15 protein-coding genes and 1 pseudogene are annotated in these 17536 nt (G+C 66.2%); 11 read left to right on the forward strand and 5 right to left on the reverse strand.

Annotation, left to right across the window (positions count from 1 at the left end; translation table 11 throughout):
• The 3 genes and pseudogenes from A9513_RS07755 to A9513_RS07765 form a co-directional block, all read left to right on the forward strand.
• Positions 1 to 264: pseudogene (locus A9513_RS07755) on the forward strand (ethanolamine permease); the annotation flags it as partial.
• A 239-nt stretch (positions 265 to 503) separates the two neighbouring features.
• Complete coding sequence (locus tag A9513_RS07760) at positions 504 to 674, forward strand: DUF2897 family protein (protein WP_065084401.1); 171 nt, start codon at positions 504 to 506, stop codon at positions 672 to 674.
• 99 nt (positions 675 to 773) lie between these two features.
• Positions 774 to 1538, forward strand: coding sequence for a CPBP family intramembrane glutamic endopeptidase (locus tag A9513_RS07765; protein WP_065084402.1), 765 nt, complete (start codon positions 774 to 776; stop codon positions 1536 to 1538).
• Between the two features lie 44 nt (positions 1539 to 1582).
• Here the strand turns inward: A9513_RS07765 and A9513_RS07770 are convergent, their stop codons facing one another.
• Positions 1583 to 2203 carry a TetR/AcrR family transcriptional regulator gene (locus A9513_RS07770; protein ID WP_186352629.1) on the reverse strand — a complete coding sequence of 207 codons (621 nt, stop codon included), beginning with the start codon at positions 2201 to 2203 and terminating at the stop codon, positions 1583 to 1585.
• 219 nt (positions 2204 to 2422) lie between these two features.
• Between A9513_RS07770 and A9513_RS07775 the strand changes: the two genes are divergently transcribed.
• The 8 genes from A9513_RS07775 (at position 2423) to A9513_RS07810 (ending at position 14352) form a co-directional block, all read left to right on the forward strand.
• Positions 2423 to 4216: an acyclic terpene utilization AtuA family protein gene (locus tag A9513_RS07775; protein ID WP_065084403.1), complete on the forward strand. Its 1794-nt coding sequence runs from the start codon at positions 2423 to 2425 to the stop codon at positions 4214 to 4216.
• Positions 4217 to 4313: 97 nt separating this feature from the next.
• Positions 4314 to 5189, forward strand: coding sequence for an SDR family oxidoreductase (locus tag A9513_RS07780; protein WP_024764506.1), 876 nt, complete (start codon positions 4314 to 4316; stop codon positions 5187 to 5189).
• Between the two features lie 3 nt (positions 5190 to 5192).
• Complete coding sequence (gene atuC, locus A9513_RS07785) at positions 5193 to 6809, forward strand: geranyl-CoA carboxylase subunit beta (protein ID WP_065084404.1); 1617 nt, start codon at positions 5193 to 5195, stop codon at positions 6807 to 6809.
• Between the two features lie 190 nt (positions 6810 to 6999).
• On the forward strand, positions 7000 to 8160 hold the full coding sequence (gene atuD / locus A9513_RS07790) for a citronellyl-CoA dehydrogenase (RefSeq protein ID WP_038803742.1): 1161 nt from the start codon (positions 7000 to 7002) through the stop codon (positions 8158 to 8160).
• A gap of 126 nt (positions 8161 to 8286) precedes the next feature.
• Positions 8287 to 9084, forward strand: a complete 798-nt coding sequence (gene atuE / locus A9513_RS07795; RefSeq protein ID WP_024764504.1) for an isohexenylglutaconyl-CoA hydratase — start codon at positions 8287 to 8289, stop codon at positions 9082 to 9084.
• A 68-nt stretch (positions 9085 to 9152) separates the two neighbouring features.
• A complete protein-coding gene (atuF, locus tag A9513_RS07800) occupies positions 9153 to 11144 on the forward strand; it encodes a geranyl-CoA carboxylase subunit apha (RefSeq protein ID WP_065084405.1) in 1992 nt (663 codons plus the stop codon).
• Positions 11145 to 11381: 237 nt separating this feature from the next.
• The gene (locus tag A9513_RS07805) at positions 11382 to 12203 is read left to right on the forward strand and encodes an NAD(P)-dependent oxidoreductase (protein WP_024764502.1); all 822 of its coding nucleotides are present in this window, start codon (positions 11382 to 11384) and stop codon (positions 12201 to 12203) included.
• Positions 12204 to 12534: 331 nt separating this feature from the next.
• Positions 12535 to 14352 (forward strand): long-chain-acyl-CoA synthetase, encoded by a 1818-nt coding sequence (locus A9513_RS07810; protein WP_038803741.1) that lies wholly within the window; start codon positions 12535 to 12537, stop codon positions 14350 to 14352.
• Between the two features lie 138 nt (positions 14353 to 14490).
• On the opposite strand, the gene A9513_RS07815 is transcribed toward A9513_RS07810, so the two are convergent.
• The 4 genes from A9513_RS07815 to A9513_RS07830 form a co-directional block, all read right to left on the reverse strand.
• On the reverse strand, positions 14491 to 15051 hold the full coding sequence (locus A9513_RS07815) for a hypothetical protein (protein ID WP_024764501.1): 561 nt from the start codon (positions 15049 to 15051) through the stop codon (positions 14491 to 14493).
• Between the two features lie 126 nt (positions 15052 to 15177).
• Entirely contained in the window at positions 15178 to 15885 is a 708-nt protein-coding gene (locus A9513_RS07820) for a hypothetical protein (protein WP_038803740.1), read from the reverse strand.
• Positions 15882 to 16475, reverse strand: coding sequence for an RNA polymerase sigma factor (locus A9513_RS07825; protein WP_024764500.1), 594 nt, complete (start codon positions 16473 to 16475; stop codon positions 15882 to 15884). Before A9513_RS07825 ends, A9513_RS07820 begins: the two co-directional genes overlap by 4 nt.
• Before the next feature lie 288 nt (positions 16476 to 16763).
• Positions 16764 to 17536 (reverse strand): PLP-dependent aminotransferase family protein (locus tag A9513_RS07830; protein WP_141678352.1); only part of this gene is annotated, 773 nt, incomplete at its 5' end.

The raw sequence follows: 17536 nt of genomic DNA on the forward strand, positions 1-17536 counted from the left end.
ATGTACATCATGAGCATGCTCAGCCTGTTCAAGCTGCGCCGCAGCGAGCCGCACCTGGAACGCAGCTTCCGCGCGCCGGGCTTCCCCGTGGTGCCGGGCATCGCCCTGGCGCTGGCCGTGCTGTGCCTGGCGGCGATGGTCTGGTTCAACCTGCAGATCGCCGGGATCTTCCTGGCCTTCATGGCGGCGGGCTTCGTCTACTTCCAGCTCACCGCCGCCCATCGCGCCAGCGCCCCGGCGGACGCCATGCTCACGGGTGCCTGAGCGCCGTCCGCGCCCTGCCCTCGTGGCGGGGCGCGGGATAATCCGAGCGCCAGGCCATATCCCCACCGACAACCGCGCTCAGTCAATGTGCGCCCGCAGGATCTGTCCTACGCCAGTGGCGTGAAGCTCAAGGGCAATAGCGAGCTCTGCGAGGCGATCAGTCTGAACCGGTCCGCGCCTGACAAGGTCTGAATCACAGCGTATCGTGATATTCCACTGCCACTGTCGGAGACGGGACCATGCCCTGGTATGCCTGGTTGATCATTGCCCTAGCTCTGGGCTCCATCGTCGGCGCGCTGATGATGCTGCGCGACACCGCGAAAAAGCTCCCGCTCACCGAGGAACAGCTCAAGCGCATCCATGAGCGCAACGCCGAAATGGATGCCAAGGAAGCCGAAGATAAGCGCTGAAATGTCCTAACTGACTGACGTTTCAGTAAAAACTGGCCACAGCGATGGCCAGTGGCAGTCGAAATTGCCTAGACTGCGCCTCCCTGGATGGAGGAAAGAATGCTCAGGAAACTCCTGCCGCTGCTGCCAGTCGTGTTGTTGCTCTGCGGTTTTGCGCTCGGATTCGTCCAGCCAGTGGGGTTGCTGATCGGCGCGTTCTATGTCGCCTGGACTCTCTGCGGCGAGACCCGCCTGCCCCGCCTGCTGTGGTGGCTGGTCTGCCTCGTGCTCAGTATTGCCCTCGCCGCGCACCTGTTGCCGGGCACTACCTCGTGGACACTCTGGCCAGTGCGCCAGCTCAGCCCCGACGCTCCCGTCTATGCCCTCCACCTGTCCTGGGACAAGGCCCTGGTCGGTGCGACCCTGCTCGCCTGGTGGCTGCGCCGCGAACCGGTGCCCGAGGAAAGGCGCTCGCCGGACTTCGCTGCCATCGTCATCGTCACCACGCTGTTCGCCGTGCCCCTGGTTGCAGTGGCCGGCGGCCTGGTGGTGTGGAACCCGAAATGGCCGCCGGGCTTCTGGCTATGGATGCTGGTCAACATCTGCGTGATCTCGCTGACCGAGGAAGCGTTCTTCCGCGGCCTGCTGCAGAGCGAACTGGTGCGCCGGTTCGGCGCCTTTGCCGGTGTGGCGGTCGCCAGCGTGCTGTTCGGCATGGTGCACTGGCCGATCAACCCGTTGTTCGCCGTCGTCGCCGGTATCGCCGGCCTGGGCTACGGCCTGGCCTTCCACTTCAGCGGCCGCCTGGCAGTACCCGTGTTGCTGCACGCGGCGGTGAACTGCCTGCACCTGCTGCTGTTCAGTTATCCGTTGCGAATTATCTAAGCCAGTAGCAGTCATGTAGGAGCGAGCTCGCTCCTACAAGAGCCTCAATCGCGCATCACCAGCAGCAACGCCTGCTCGGCCAGCTCGTCCAGCGTCAGGCTGCCCTCGGGGCGGAACCAGGTGATGGACCAGGACAGCGCCCCGGTGAGGAAGCGCCGCAGAATGAACGGATCGGCCTGAGTGAATCCGGCCACGCGTGCCTCCTCCAGCACTTCCAGCCACATCTGCTCGTAGATGTCGCGCAGGCTGAGGATGTAGGCCTGGCCTTCTTCCGACAGCGAGCGCCACTCGTAGACCAGCACTGCCATCGCCTCGCCGGTACCGCCGGTGATCGACTGCAGCTCGCAGCGGATCAGCGCCAGCAGGCGCTCGCGCAGGTTCGTGGCATCGGCCAGGGCGGCGCGCATCAGGGCGGTGTTGTAGAGGATGGTTTCCTCCATCACCGAGCGCAGGATTTCGTCCTTGCTCTTGAAGTGATGGAAGATGCTGCCGGACTGGATGCCGACCGCGCCGGCCAGGTCGCGCACCGTGGTGCGCTCGTAGCCCTTGCTGCGGAACAGGTGCGCGGCAGTCTGCAGCAACTTGCCACGGGCGCTCTCCGGGTCGGTGATCTGCCCGGTCCCGACCAGCTCCAGCATGACTTCGCGGGCTTTGCGGTCATCCACGCTTTCTCTCCCCATGGGTCCCATCTGGCCACCTTGCTCAGGGCAATTCATCGAATCGCCCCGCAAGTGCTTGTGTTGTCTGACGAAATGTAAGCCCGCGAGTGCCAACCAAGCAAGCGCTTGGCCATCCAATGGTTGGGGTAGTCATCGACTCGGGGCTTTTCAACCAAGCGCTTGCTTGGTAATGTCGATGCATCACTCAGCGTCACGGGCAGAACAATGACTAGAACCGTACGTATCGGCTGCGCCTCCGCCTTCTGGGGCGATACCTCCACCGCCGCCGCTCAACTGGTGCGCGGCGCGCAGCTGGATTATCTGGTGTTCGACTATCTCGCCGAGATCACCATGTCGATCATGGCCGGTGCGCGCCTGAAGAACCCCGAGGCCGGCTACGCCACCGATTTCGTCGAGGTGATGACACCCCTGCTGGGCGATATCGCTTCGAAGAAGGTGCGCGTGATCAGCAACGCCGGCGGGGTGAATCCCAGCGCCTGCGCCAACGCCCTGGCCACCGCCTGCGAAAAGGCCGGCGTGGCGCTGAAGATCGCTGTGGTGCACGGCGACAACCTGCAGCCGCGCCAGGGTGAACTGGCCAAGGCCGGTATCCGCGAGATGTTCAGCGATGCACCGATGCCGCCGATGTGCGTGTCGGTCAACGCCTACCTCGGCGCTCCCGGCATAGTGGAGGCGCTGAAAGCCGGCGCCGATATCGTCATCACCGGTCGCGTGGTGGACAGCGCGGTGGTCAGCGCCGCGCTGGTCCACGAATTCGGCTGGGCCTGGAACAACTACGACAAGCTGGCCCAGGCCGCACTGGCCGGGCACATCATCGAATGCGGCGCGCAGTGCACCGGCGGCAACTTCACCGACTGGGAAAGCGTGCCGGACTACGAGCATATCGGCTTCCCCATCGTCGAAGTGCAGGCCGGCGGCGAATTCGTCGTTACCAAGCCGCAGGGCACCGGCGGGCTGGTCACGCCACTGTCGGTGGGCGAGCAGATGCTCTACGAGATCGGCGACCCGCGCGCCTACCTGCTGCCCGATGTGATCTGCGATTTCACCCAGGTCCAGCTGGCCCAGGTCGGCGAGAACCGAGTAGCCGTCAGTGGCGCGCGCGGCCTGCCGCCGACCGGCCAGTACAAGGTCAGCGCCACCTACCCGGACGGTTTCCGCTGCACCGCCAGTTGCCTGATCGCCGGTATCGACGCGGTGAAGAAGGCCGAACGGGTCAGCCAGGCGATTATCGCCAAGACCGAGGAAATCCTCATGGAACGCGGCTGGGGGCCGTATCGCGAAGTGAGTGTCGAACTGCTCGGCAGCGAGGCCACCTATGGCCCGCACGGGCGCCGCGAGGACAGCCGCGAAATCGTGGTGAAGCTCGCCGTGCGCCACAGCCGCAAGGAAGCCCTGGTGCTGTTCTCCCGCGAGATCGCCCAGGCCGCCACCGGCATGGCGCCGGGCCTGACCGGCATCGTCGGTGGCCGCCCGACCGTGTACCCGGTGATCCGCCTGTTCTCCTTCCTGATCGACAAGAACGCCTGCGAGCTGGCCGTGGAGATCGACGGCGAGCGCCCCCCAGTCGCCCTGCCCGCCATCGACCACTTCGACCCGGCCGCGCTGGCCGACGACATTCCCGTGCCGGCGGCCATTGGCCCGGCGCAGGCCAGCGTGCCCCTGGTGAAACTAGCGGTGGCGCGCTCCGGCGACAAGGGCAACCACAGCAACATCGGCGTGATGGCGCGCCAGCCCGAATACCTGCCGTGGATCGCCGAGGCCCTGAGCGAAGGCGCGGTGGCCGAGTGGATGCAGCATGTGCTCGACCCGCAGCTTGGCCGCGTCAGTCGCTGGCACCTGCCAGGCACACACAGCCTGAACTTCCTGCTGGAAAACGCCCTGGGCGGCGGCGGTGTCGCCAGCCTGCGTATCGACCCGCAGGGCAAGGCCTTCGCCCAGCAGTTGCTGGAATTCCCGGTGGCGGTGCCGCAAGCCCTCGCCGATTCGCTGCAAACGTAGGGCGAATAACGCCACCGGCGTTATCCACCCATCGACAACGGCGGATGAAGCGTTCCGCTTCATTCGCCCTACGGGATACCTCGGAGTCAGAACAACAATGAGCTACGACTCGATCTTCAAACCCGGCCTATTCGACGGCCAGACCATCATCGTCACCGGCGGCGGCAGCGGTATCGGCCGCTGCACCGCCCATGAGCTGGCAGCCCTCGGCGCCCACGTGGTGCTGGTGGGGCGCAAGGCCGAGAAGCTGGAGAAAACCACCGGCGAAATCATCGAGGACGGCGGCAGCGCCAGCTGGCACAGCTGCGACATCCGCGACGAGGAGGCGGTGAAGGCGCTGGTCGCTCAGGTCATCGCCGAGCGCGGGCCGATCCATCACCTGGTCAACAACGCCGGCGGCCAGTACCCCGCGCCACTGGCGTCGATCAACCTGAAGGGCTTCGAGGCCGTGGTGCGCACCAACCTGGTGGGCGGTTTCCTGATGGCCCGCGAAGTGTTCAACCAGAGCCTGAGCAAGACCGGCGGCAGCATCGTCAATATGCTCGCCGACATGTGGGGCGGCATGCCCGGCATGGGCCACTCCGGCGCCGCCCGCGCGGGCATGGAGAACTTCACCAAGACCGCCGCCATCGAGTGGGGCCACGCTGGCGTGCGGGTCAACGCCGTGGCGCCGGGCTGGGTCGCCTCCAGCGGCATGGACACCTACGAAGGCGCGTTCAAGGCCGTGATCCCGACCCTGCGCGAGCACGTACCGCTCAAGCGCATCGGCACCGAGTCGGAAGTGGCGTCGGCCATCGTCTTCCTGCTCTCCCCCGGCGCGGCCTTCATCAGCGGCAACACCATCCGCATCGACGGCGCCGCCAGCCAGGGCAGCCGCGCCTTCCCGCTGTCGAAGGTGAAGCCGGGGCAGAGCCGCTCCTATAACGGCTTCCACCGCGCCTACCTGCCGGACGTCCTCAAGGATCAGGAGTAAGCGATGCCCGTCATCCAATCCGAACTCGATCCCCAGGGCGAAGACTTCGCCCGCAACCGCGAGGCCATGCTGGCCGCCGTGGCGAGCTTCCGCGAGGTCGAACAGAAGGTGCTGGACAAGGCCGCCGAGGCCAAGCCGAAGTTCGACAAGCGCGGCCAGCTGCTGCCGCGCGAACGCCTGAACCTGCTACTGGATGCCGGCGCGCCTTTCCTCGAGATCGGTTCGCTGGCCGGCTACAAGCTGCACGACGACAAGGACGGCACCCAGGCCGGCGGCGGCATCATCTCCGGCATCGGCTATATCGCCGGGGTGCGCTGCCTGGTCACTGCCAGCAACAGCGCAATCAAGGGCGGCACCATCTCCCCCACCGGCCTGAAGAAGACCTTGCGCCTGCAGCAGATCGCTTTCGAGAACAAGTTGCCGGTGGTGGCGCTGACCGAGAGCGGCGGCGCCAACCTGAACTACGCGGCGGACATCTTCGTCGAGGGCGCACGCGGCTTCGCCAACCAGGCGCGCCTGTCGGCGGCGGGCATTCCGCAGGTCACCGTGGTGCACGGCTCGTCTACCGCCGGCGGTGCCTACCAGCCGGGGCTGTCGGACTATGTGGTGGTAGTGCGCGGCAAGGCCAAGATGTTCCTCGCCGGCCCGCCGCTGCTCAAGGCCGCCACCGGCGAAATCGCCACCGACGAGGAACTGGGCGGTGCCGAGCTGCACGCCCAGGTCGCCGGCACCGCCGAGTACCTGGCGGAGAACGACGCCGACGGCGTGCGCCTGGCACGGGAAATCCTCGCCGCGCTGCCATGGAACAACCAACTGCCAGCCCGCGCGAAACTGACGTGGGAGGAGCCGCTGTACCCGGCGCAGGAACTGCTCGGCGTGGTCCCGGCGGACGCGAAGAAGCCCTACGACGTGCGCGAGATCGTTGCGCGCATCGCCGACGGTTCGCGTTTTCTCGACTTCAAGCACTCATTCGACAGCCAGACCGTCTGCGGCCACCTTCACATCGAAGGCCACGCCTGTGGCCTGATCGGCAACAACGGCCCGATCACCCCGCAGGGTGCGGCCAAGGCGGCGCAGTTCATCCAGCTGTGCGAGCAGAGCAACACGCCGATCCTGTTCCTGCACAACACCACCGGCTTCATGGTCGGCACCGAGTCCGAACGCCTGGGCGTGATCAAGCACGGCTCGAAGATGATCCAGGCGGTGGCCAACGCCACGGTGCCCAAGCTCACCCTCGTCGTCGGCGGCTCCTACGGCGCCGGCAACTACGCCATGTGCGGCCGCGGGCTGGACCCGCGCTTCATCTTCGCCTGGCCCAACAGCCGCACCGCCGTGATGGGCGGCGCCCAGGCCGGCAAGGTGCTGCGCATCGTCACCGAGGAAAAGCACGCCAAGGAGGGCAAGGAAGCCGACCCGAAGATGCTCGATATGCTCGAACAGATGACCGCGCAGAAACTCGACGCCCAGTCCACCGCGCTCTACGGCACGGCGAGCCTGTGGGACGACGGGCTGATCGATCCGCGCGACACGCGGCAATTGCTCGGTTATCTGCTGGATATCTGTGCGGAAGCGGCCGTGCGACCGCTGAAGGGTAATAGTTTTGGGGTAGCGAGGTTCTGATCGGGAATTGGGAGAGTGGGCAGAAGACCCTCTCCCCCCGCCCTCTCCCGCAAGCGGGAGAGGGAGCCAAAGCGACCCGGCGTAATGCGAACCGTCCAGCCACTCCGGACAGCCCCTCTCCCTTCAGGGAGAGGGTTGGGGAGAGGGCCAGAGGCGGGAAACCAGACCAGGCATCAGGAGAACAACAACAATGATCTTCACCCAGGAACACGAAGAACTCCGCCGCACCGTGCGCAACTTCGTCGAGCGCGAGATCAACCCTTACGTCGACGAGTGGGAAAAGGCCGGTCGCTTCCCCATCCACGAAGTCTTCAAGAAAGCTGGCGACCTGGGCCTGCTGGGCATCTCCAAGCCGGAGAAATTCGGCGGCATGGGCCTGGACTACAGCTACTCGGTGGTCGCCGCCGAGGAGTTCGGCACCATCCATTGCGGCGGCGTGCCGATGGCCCTGGGCGTGCAGACCGACATGTGCACCCCGGCCCTGGCGCGCTTCGGCTCCGATGAGCTGCGCGAGGAATTCCTCCGCCCGGCCATCGCCGGCGAGATGGTCGGCTGCATCGGCGTCTCCGAAGTGGGCGCCGGCTCCGACGTCGCCGGGCTGAAGACCACCGCGCGCAAGGATGGCGACGACTACGTCATCAACGGCAGCAAGATGTGGATCACCAACTCGCCGTCCGCCGACTTCATCTGCCTGCTGGCCAACACCTCCGACGACAAGCCCCACGTCAACAAGTCGCTGATCATGGTGCCGATGAAGTCCAAGGGCATCAGCATCAGCCCGCACCTGGACAAGCTCGGCATGCGCAGCTCGGAGACCGCCCAGGTGTTCTTCGACGACGTGCGCGTGCCGCAGCGCTACCGCATCGGCGCCGAGGGTTCGGGCTTCATGATGCAGATGCTGCAGTTCCAGGAGGAACGCCTGTTCGGCGCCGCCAGCGGGATCAAGGGCATGGAGTACTGCGTCAACGCCACCATCGACTACTGCAAGGAGCGCAAGACCTTCGGCCAGGCGCTGATCGACAATCAGGTCATCCACTTCCGCATGGCCGAGCTGATGACCGAGATCGAGTGCCTGCGCGCCCTCACCTACCAGGCCACCGAACAGTACATCCGCGGCAAGGACGTCACCCGCCTGGCCTCCATGGCCAAGCTCAAGGTCGGCCGGCTGTCCCGCGAGGTCACCGACGCCTGCCTGCAGTACTGGGGCGGCCAGGGCTTCATGTGGGAAAACCCGATCGCCCGCGCCTACCGCGACACCCGCCTGGTCTCCATCGGCGGCGGCGCAGACGAAATCATGCTGGGCATCATCTGCAAGCTGATGGGCACCCTGCCGGGCAAGAAGAAGGGCTAAGGGCCTGGGCCCTTTGTAGGAGCGAGCTTGCTCGCGAACGCTGTTTCGCTTGGCACCCCGGTGCCATGCGGTTCGCGAGCAAGCTCGCTCCTACGAAAAGACGACGAATCAACGAGGAATTGCGGCATGAGTGAACTGCCGAACTGCGAAACCCTCCTGCTGGAACGTGAAGGCGGCGTACTGCACGTAACCCTCAATCGCCCGGACAGCCGCAACGCCATGAGCCTGGCGATGGTCAGCGAACTGCGCGCGGTGCTCGCCGCTGTACGCGACGACCGCGCCGTGCGCGCCATTGTCCTGCGCGGCGCCGGCGGGCACTTCTGCGCTGGCGGCGACATCAAGGACATGGCCAGCGCCCGCGCCACCGGTCCCGATGCCTATGCCGCGCTGAACCGCGCCTTCGGCGGCCTGCTGGAAGAAGCCCAGGCACAGCCGCAGGTGCTGGTCGCCGCGCTGGAAGGTGCGGTGCTCGGCGGTGGCTTCGGCCTGGCCTGCGTCTCGGACATCGCCATCGCGGCGGCCGACGCGCAGTTCGGCCTGCCGGAAACCAGCCTCGGCATCCTGCCGGCGCAGATCGCGCCCTTCGTGGTGAAACGCATCGGCCTGACCCAGGCCCGCCGCCTGGCCTTGACTGCCGCGCGCTTCGATGGCCGTGAGGCGCTGCGCCTCGGGCTCGTGCATCACTGCGCCGACAACGCTGAAAACCTCGGCGAGCAACTGGCGGAAACCCTTGACCAGGTCCGTCGCTGCGCGCCGGGCGCCAATGCCGCCACCAAGGCACTGCTGTTGGCCACCGAGACCGAAGCCCTCGGCCCGTTGCTGGACGGCGCTGCCCGCCAGTTCGCCGACGCGGTGACCGGCGCGGAAGGCGCCGAAGGCACCATGGCCTTCGTGCAGAAACGCAAACCGAACTGGGCGCAGTGACCCAACGCGCGCACCGAACAACCCCCTCTCCCTTCAGGGAGAGGGCTGGGGAGAGGGAAACAGCCAGCATGCCCAGCTTCGACAAGATCCTGATTGCCAACCGCGGCGAGATCGCCTGCCGGGTGATCCGCACCGCCCACGACCTGGGCTACCGGACCGTCGCCGTGTACAGCGAGGCCGACGCCGACGCCCGCCACGTGCAACTGGCCGACGAGGCCGTGTGCATCGGCCCGGCGCCGGTCGGCCAGTCCTACCTGAAAGCCGAGGCGATCCTCGACGCCGCGAAACGCACCGGCGCTGGCGCCGTCCACCCCGGCTACGGCTTCCTCTCGGAGAACGCCGACTTCGCCCGCGCCTGCGAGGCTGCCGGCATCGTCTTCATCGGCCCCGGCGTGGAAGCCATCCACCTGATGGGCAGCAAGCGCCTGTCGAAGATCGCCATGCTCGAAGCCGGTGTGCCCTGCATTCCCGGCTACGAAGGTGCCGATCAGGACGACGCCACGCTCAGCCGCGAGGCCGAGCGCATCGGCTACCCGCTGATGATCAAGGCCAGTGCCGGCGGCGGCGGGCGCGGCATGCGCCTGGTGACGCGCAGCGAGGACCTCGCCGAACAGCTGCGCACGGCGCGCTCGGAAGCGCAGAACGCCTTCGGCAGCGGCGAGCTGATCCTGGAGAAAGCCGTGGTGCAACCGCGGCACGTGGAAATCCAGGTATTCGGCGACAGCCACGGCCATATCGTCTATCTCGGCGAGCGCGACTGCTCGGTGCAGCGCCGCCACCAGAAGGTCATCGAGGAAGCGCCCTGCCCGGTGCTGACCGAGGACCTGCGCGCCGCCATGGGCAGCGCTGCGGTGAAGGCCGCCGCCTCCGTGAACTATCTGGGCGCCGGCACCGTGGAGTTCCTGCTGGATGCCAGCGGCGCCTTCTACTTCCTGGAAATGAACACCCGCCTGCAGGTGGAGCACCCGGTCACCGAACTGATCACCGGCCAGGACCTGGTGGCCTGGCAGATTCGCGTCGCCGAGGGCCATCCGCTGCCGCTGACCCAGGAGCAGATCCAGCTCAAGGGCCATGCCATCGAGGTGCGCCTGTACGCTGAGGATGCTGGCAACGGTTTCCTCCCGCAGACCGGCCAGGTGCTGCGCTGGACGCCGCCGCAGCTGGACGGCATCCGCATCGATCACGGCCTGCGCGAAGGCCAGCCGGTGACGCCCTTCTACGACCCGATGCTGGCCAAGGTCATCGCCTACGGCGCCACCCGCGACGAGGCCCGGCGCAAGCTGGTGCGCGCCGTCGAGGATTGCATCCTGCTGGGTGTGACCGGCAACCAGCGCTTCCTCGCCAACCTGCTCAGGCACCCGGAGTTCGCCGCCGGCAATGCCACCACGGCGTTCATCGGCGAGCAATTCGCCGGCGACCCGAGTCTGGCCCCGCGCCAGCCGCAGCCGCTGGAACTGGCCTGCGCCGCCGCCCTGCTCTACCAGGCTTCGGCCAGCGACCGAGCGCACCAGCCTGGTCTGTCCGGTTGGCGTAGCGCGGGCAGCGCGCCCTGGCGTTTTGCGCTCAAGCATGGCGAGGAGAAATTCGTCATCGAGCTGGAAGTCCGCGAACACGGCACCCAGCCGACGCTGCTGGCCCACATCGGTGAATCCGCCATCAAGCTGCGCCTGCTCGGCGAGGAGAACGGTGACGCGATCATCGAAGCCGACGGCGTTCGCCGCCGCCTGCCCTTCCACCGCGACGGCGCGCGCCTCTGGCTGTATGGCGCGGACGGCAACCTGGAACTGCTGGACGTCACCCACGAGCCCGTCAGCGCGGCTGGCGGCGCAGGCTCCGGCACGGTGAAGGCACCGATGGATGGCGCCATCGTCGACGTGCTGGTGAGCGAAGGTACGCGGGTCAGCAAGGGCCAACTGCTGCTGGTACTGGAAGCGATGAAGATGGAGCACCCGCTTAAGGCCGGCGTCGACGGCGTGATCCGCCGCGTGCAGGTATCCAAGGGCGAGCAGGTCAAATCGCGGCAGTTGCTGGTGGAGGTCGAGGCGCTGGAGTCAGTCTGAATCTCCTTTCCCCTCACCCCAGCCCTCTCCCCCAGGCGAGGGGGCAGTTCGGAGCGGAAGGAAGGCACCGCATTCATCCTCGCAGCAGACAGTCCCCTCTCCCTCTGGAGCGGGGCGCGCAGCCAGGGTCAGGGTGAGGGCAGGTCCAAACGCACCGAATACCAGGAAGCACTTTTCGTAGGAGCGGATACATCCGCGATGCCGTCCGACAAAGACAACAAGAACACGGAGCACCCCATGTCCCTCAAAGGCAAAACCCTCTTCATCACCGGCGCCAGCCGTGGCATCGGCCGCGAGATCGCCCTGCGCGCCGCACGCGATGGCGCCAACATCGTCATCGCCGCCAAGAGCGCCGAGCCCCACCCGAAACTCGAAGGCACCATCTTCAGCGTGGCCGAGGAAGTCGAGGCCGTGGGCGGCAAGGCGCTGGCCCTGCAACTGGACGTGCGCGACGAGAACGCCGTGCGCGAGGCCATGGCCCGCGCCGCCGAGCACTTCGGCGGCATCGACGCCGTGGTGAACAACGCCGGCGCCATCAAGCTGGTGGGCGTGGAACGCCTGGAACCCAAGCGCTTCGACCTGATGTACCAGATCAACACCCGCGCCGTGATGGTCTGCAGCCAGGCCGCGCTGCCCTACCTGAAGCAGAGCAAGGGCCACATCCTCAGCCTCTCGCCACCGATCAACCTGGCCGGCAAGTGGTTCGCCCAGCACGGCCCCTACACTGTCACCAAGTACGGCATGAGCATGCTCACCCTGGGGATGCACGAGGAGTTCAAGAAGTACGGTATCAGCGTCAACGCGCTGTGGCCGAAAACCATGATCGCCACCGCCGCCATCGAGTTCGAGCTGGGCAGCCGCGACGCCTTCAAGCGTGCGCGCACTCCCGCGATCATGGCGGACGCCGCCTACGCCATCCTCTCCAGCAGCGAACGCGCCATCAGCGGTCGGCTGCTGATCGACGAGGACATCCTGCGCGAACAGGGCCAGAGCGACTTCGAGCAGTACCGTTTCGACCCGAACGGCGGCAGCCTGGTGCCCGACCTGTTCCTCGACTGAGCCTGCTCGCGCACCTCTTCGTAGGGCGCATGACGCAGAACCCGTTATCCGCCGTTCACTCCCCACGGACTGACGGCGGATAACCGCAAGCGGTTATCCGCCCTGCGGCGCCCTCTCCTGGCATCGTTCGCGACGTTTACCAATCGACACAATCCCGCCCTGGCCGTCCGGCCATCGCTCTCTAGACTGCGATGAACGCCTAGCCGATGCGTTTGCCGATCTGCCCTGCGCCACGCGCGCAACAGCCATAGGCGCACGTCGGACGACGACCTAGAGTCGCTCGCAAGCGTCTGCACGCCACAGACAACAATGACAATAAGGGCACGCGTCAATGAGCCACGCCGATATCATCACCCCGACCCGCTTCCTCGCCCACCTGCCGGCCACACTCGGCCGCGTGCCACGCATGCTCCGCGGGCTCTACTACACCGGCATCCGCAACCGCGAGAAGAACCTGTCCCTGGGCTGGGCCCTGGAGCGCGCCGCGCGCCTCTATCCGGACAGCCCGGCGCTGATCGACGAACGCCGGCGCCTGTCCTACGCCTTGTTCAACGGCTGGGCCAACCGCCTGGCGCGGGCCTTCCAGGCCGAAGGCGTGCAACACGGCAGCGTGGTGGCGGTGATGCTGGAGAATCGCGCCGAATTGATGGTGGTGCTCGCCGCCCTGGCCAAGCTCGGCGCCATCGGCGCGCTGGTGAACACTACCCAGCGCGGCCAGGTACTCAGCCACAGCCTCAACCTGGTCAAGCCCAGCCATTTCGTGGTCGGCGAAGAGTTGCGCGAAGCCTTCGAGGACGTCCGCCCGGCCCTGGAGAACAGCGGCGGCCGCTGCTACTGGATCGCCGATGGCGATGAAGCGGCACAAGCGCCCGCGGGCTGGCACAGCCTGATGCGCCTGGCGCAGGAACAGGACTCGAACAACCTCGCCGACACCGCCAAGGTGCGCCTGAAGGACGCCTGCTTCTACATCTACACCTCCGGTACCACCGGCCTGCCCAAAGCCTCGATCATGAGCCACGGCAAGTGGATCAAGGCCTACGGCGGCTTCGGCCACTCGGGCCTGGCGCTGACCAACAGCGACGTGCTTTACCTGACCCTGCCCTGCTACCACAACAATGCCGTGACCGTGTGCTGGAGCGCCGTGCTGGCCGGCGGCGCGGCGATCGCCCTGCGCCGCAAGTTTTCCGCCAGCTCGTTCTGGAAAGACGTCCAGACCTACCAGGCCACCTGCTTCGGCTACATCGGCGAACTCTGTCGCTACCTGCTCAACCAGCCCGAGTGCGCCGAAGAGCGCGGCAATACCTTGACCTGCATGATCGGCAATGGCCTGCGCCCCTCGATCTGGAACGAGTTCAAGGAGCGCTTCGGCATCGAGCGGATCACCGAATTCTATGCCTCCAGCGAAGGCAATATCGGCTTCACCAATGTGTTCAACTTCGACAATACGGTGGGATTCTCCCCAGCAACTTACGCCATCGTCCGCTATGACCTGGAAAACGACCAGCCGGTACGGGGCGCCAAGGGGTTCATGGAAAAGGTCGACAAGGGCGAAGCCGGCCTGCTGATCAGTGAGATCAGCGACAAGTGGCCGTTCGATGGCTACACCGACCCGGCCAAGAGCGAGGCGGTGATCTACCGCAACGTGTTCAAGGAAGGCGATACCTGGTTCAACACCGGCGATCTGATGCGCGACATCGGCTTCAAGCACACCCAGTTCGTCGATCGCCTGGGCGACACCTTCCGCTGGAAGGGCGAGAACGTCTCCACCACCGAGGTGGAAAACGCCCTGGGGGCCTTCCCCGGCGTGGAAGACGCGGTGGTCTACGGCGTGGAGATTCCCGGCACCAACGGCCGCTGCGGCATGGCTGCACTGCGCCTCGCCGACGGCGTCAGCCTGGATACGACAGAGCTGGCGGCCCACCTGGACCGCGAGCTGCCGGCTTATGCCGTGCCGCTGTTCCTGCGCCTGCTGGCCCAGGTAGAGACCACCGGGACCTTCAAATACAAGAAGACCGACCTCAAGCGCAACGCCTACGACCCCTCAGCCGTAACCGAGGCACTGTTCGTTCGGCTACCAGGGGAGACAGCCTATCGAGGGCTGGATGGCGCGCTGTTCGAAGCGATTCGCGGCGGCGCTCACCGTTTCTAAGGGCCACCATAACGAACTGCCTCGCGAAGTCTCCCCGATCTCCCGTCCCGGCTGTGCGCCCCGTTCGGAAGGGAGAGGGCAAAACGCAGGCACGGCATCGCACAAGAAAACAGTCGGTCCTGGAGGGAAATCGAGCGATCAGTTGCGGAACTTGAACTGCAACTCGGCGCCACGGATGTCCGAGTGCCAACTGTCGTCGTTGGGTTCACGCTCGTTGGGCTCGCGCTGGATCAGCCGGCCACCGACCTCGAAGGGGCTCTGTCCGGCTTTTTCGCCGAACATCGGCGGCAGGATCGGCTTCTCCTCGATCACGGTGATCGTATCGTCCGGCTCCAACTGATGGACCAGGTCCTTGGGCAGACGCAGGTCCAGCTTCACCGCCGGCAGCGGCTGCTTGACCACCGGATCCAGCGGTTTCTTCACCTGCGCCGGCGTCTTCGAGGGCGCCTTGGCATCTGGCTTGATGGCGGCCTCGACCGCGGCGGACTTGGACGACGCCACGACTTTGGCAGCAGCAGGCTTGGCCTCTTCCTCACGCGGCTGCTCGGCGGCAGGTTCCGGCGCAGGCGTGCTGGCAGGCGCAGTCACGGCTGGGGCAACAGCCGGGGCCGGAGCCACAGCCTTGTCCTTGTGCTCATCGCCACAGGCAGCGAGCAGCAGGGACAGACTGGCGACAACGAGGATTCGAGACTTCTTCATGGAGCGGACCGTGGGAAAAACCGCGCAATGCTGGCGCGAGTTGCCTTGCGGAGCAAGAGTCTTGCCATGACAAACCGTTACGTCATGCAGTCTGACAGACGCAGGCTGAACCCGGCCTGTCATTGATCAAGGGTTGTCAGGTAATTCCTTCAGAGCCTTGTCGATGTCCAAGTCGGGGAAACGCTGCCGGAGGCTCTCACGCACTTGTTCAGCCTCTTCCTTGCGCCCCTTGCCTTGCAAGTCGCGCAGGTGCAGCAGACTGGTACGTGGCTCGTCGGCCTCCTCGGCGAATGCCTGGAGCTTCCCCTCGGCCGCTACACCTGACCGCGCCTGTGCATCGGCAGATGCGCGGACTTCGTCCCTTGCCGCCGCAGCCGCCATTTTCTTGCTCATCGGCGCAGGCTTGGCGAGCTCCTGGACCGATGCCCAGGCAGCGGCACTGTCCATCTGCGGCGCGGCCATCCGCGGCTCCGCCACTGAAGGCGCAGCGGCCGGAGCCGCCGGTGGCGCCATGGCCGGTGCGGGCGCTGGCGCGCGCATCATTGCCGGGGATACCGGCGCGTCAAAGCGCTCTGGCGCGTCCTCAAAGGTCCGCAGAGTCAAGCTCAGGCCGATGCCCAGGGTCGCCAGGCCCGCCACGGCAACGCCCCAGCGCTGGCGGCTGCCGGCGCCCAGCAACCATTGGTGCAGGCGCTGGGCGAAACTCGGGGGCTTCTGCTGTACGGCGGCGCGAGCGGCGGCCAGGATGCGCGCGTCCAGCTGCGCCGGCGGCTGCGCTTCGCTATGCCGACGGTAGAGTTCGAGCAGCTCCTGCTCGTGCGGATCGCGGTTCATGGGTTCACCTCCTCGGCCACCGACGGGTCGGACAACAACCGACGCAGTTTCTGCATCGCATAGCGAAGTCGGCTCTTCACGGTTTCCGCCGGAGTCTTCGTGAGCTCGGCAATTTCGTTCAGTTCCAGATCGCCATGGGTGCGCAGCAGGAACACTTCGCGCTGCTCCACCGGCAAAGACTCCAGTGCGCCCTGCAGGCGCTGCTGGTCGCGGGCAAGGCTCAGCTCGCGCTCGGGGTCGGTGCTTTCGCCGCCCAATGCATCGCCATGCAATTGTTCGTCGAAGCTTTCCTGGCGCCCCAGGTGCCGACCCAGCTTGCGCCAATGGTCGATCAGGCGGTTGCGGCCGATCTGGTACAGCCAGGTCTTGAAGCTGGCCGCGCCCAGTGGCTGGCTATCGCTGCGGATCAGGCTCAGCCAGGTTTCCTGGAACACTTCCTCGGCCTGGGCATTGTCGCCGCACAGGCCGCAGAGGAAGCGGAACAGGCCAAGGCGATGACGAGCGTAAAGCTCGCCGAACGCTTCGGCGTCGCCTTGTCGGTAACGCCGCAGCAGGGCGACGTCGTTTTCATCCGTGAGGGGTCTCTTCAACTCTCTCGATCCGTAGCGGTGCGGGTGGTGGCTGGCTTCTCGCCAGCGACCGAGTATCACCGATGGCGCAGGCACGGGTGTAACGCAGTGGTCATCCGGCAGCGTGGCGATCGGCACGGCAGCGGTCTCGTCGAGGGATTCAACTTGCTTTGACGAGATCGTCTGAAGAAATGGGTTAGGCGGACACAGAAACAAACAGGTGTTTTCGCAGGAGCCGACTCCGCCCGCGATGTCCTGCGGCGCGGTGCGGAGTTATCGCGGACGGAGCCCGCTCCTGCGACGGTACGATCACGCCGCGATCAGTTCCTCCTGGCACAGCTGGCAGGCCAGCATGCCGAGGGTCATGATCGCCCGCTCCGCCTCGCGGTCCCACGGGATGCCGCAGGTCAGGCGCAGGCAGTTGTTGAACTGCTCGGTGTTACTGAAGATCAGCCCCGGCGCGATGCTGATGCCCTGCTCCAGCGCGCGCACGTGCAGCTCCTTGGTGTTGACCTTGGCCGGCAGGCTGACCCAGAGGATGAAGCCGCCCTTGGGCCGGGTCATCTGTGTGCCTTCGGGGAAGTACTGCTGCACCGCCAGCTGGTAGGCCGTCATGTTCTTGCGGTACTCCTGGCGGATGTAGCGCAGGTGCCGGTCGTAGCCGCCGTTCTCCAGGTAGGCCGCCACGCCCATCTGGGTGACGGTGCACGCCGAATGCGTGGTGAAGGTCTGCAGGCGGCGAATTTCCTCCTGGTAGCGCTCGGCGATGATCCAGCCGATGCGCACTCCCGGGGAAATGGTCTTGGAGAAGCTCGAGCAGTACACCACGCGACCGTCACGGTCGTGGGCCTTGAGCGCCTTGGTCTGGCCCTGGTCGAACATCAGCTCGCCGTAGATATCGTCCTCGATCACCCCGATGTTGTGCTCGGCGGTGAGCTTGAGCAGTGCCTTCTGGCGATCCTCGGGGATGGTGCCGCCCAGCGGGTTGCTCAGGCGCGCGGTCAGCACCAGCGCCTTGATCGGCCACTGGTTGGCCGCCAGCTGCAGGGCTTCCAGGCTGATGCCGGTCAGCKTCGACGCCT

Origin of the sequence: Pseudomonas sp. AU12215 (assembly GCF_001675465.2) — a bacterium.
Taxonomy (GTDB): Bacteria; Pseudomonadota; Gammaproteobacteria; order Pseudomonadales; family Pseudomonadaceae; genus Pseudomonas; species Pseudomonas nitroreducens.